This is a genomic window from Acinetobacter sp. TUM15071 (genome assembly GCF_008980925.1).
Classification (GTDB): Bacteria; Pseudomonadota; Gammaproteobacteria; order Pseudomonadales; family Moraxellaceae; genus Acinetobacter; species Acinetobacter dispersus.
The window spans coordinates 1-758 of the sequence record NZ_BKGB01000040.1 but is presented as its reverse complement, the minus strand read 5'-3'; the positions used below and the strand labels follow the sequence as shown (position 1 = coordinate 758).

1 pseudogene is annotated in these 758 nt (G+C 41.8%); it reads left to right on the top strand.

Annotated features, from left to right (window positions below):
• Positions 1 to 758: pseudogene (locus GBI66_RS19105) on the top strand (cell surface protein); the annotation flags it as partial.

Below are 758 nucleotides of genomic sequence, written 5' to 3'. Positions count from 1 at the left end.
ACCAAGACTGAGTTGGAAAACAAAGGTCTGAACTTTGCAGGTAATGCCGGCGGTGATGTCCATCGTAAGTTGGGTGACAAGTTAAATATCGTTGGTGGAGCTGATGCGAATACTGCAGAAGACAAAACCAGCGGAGAGAACGTGATTACACGTACTACAGCAGATGGCATCAAGATTGAATTGTTGAAAGATGCGAAGTTCGACAGCATTACCACTGGCGACACTGTATTGAACAACAATGGCTTAACCATCAAAGATGGTCCAAGCATCACTAAAGATGGCATCAATGCAGGTAACAAGGTCATTAGCAATGTTGCTGATGGTAAAGATGGTAAAGATGCAGTCAATGTTGACCAGTTAACTAATGTTAAAGATGGTTTAGATGGCAAGATCACAGATACCAACAACAAGTTAGATGACGCGAAGAAAGACTTGGGTAACCAAATCACGGATACTAAAGATCAGTTAACGACTCAGATCACAGATACCAAAACTGAGTTAAACAACACGATCAATAACACCAAAACAGAACTGAATACCAAGATTGATAACACCAAGACTGAGTTGGAAAACAAAGGCCTGAACTTTGCAGGTAATGCAGGTGCTGATGTTCATCGTAAGTTGGGTGATAAGTTAAATATCGTCGGTGGAGCTGATGCTGCAACAGCAGAAGACAAAACCAGCGGTGAGAACGTGATTACACGTACCACAGAAGATGGCATCAAGATTGAATTGTTGAAAGATGCGAAGTTTGACAG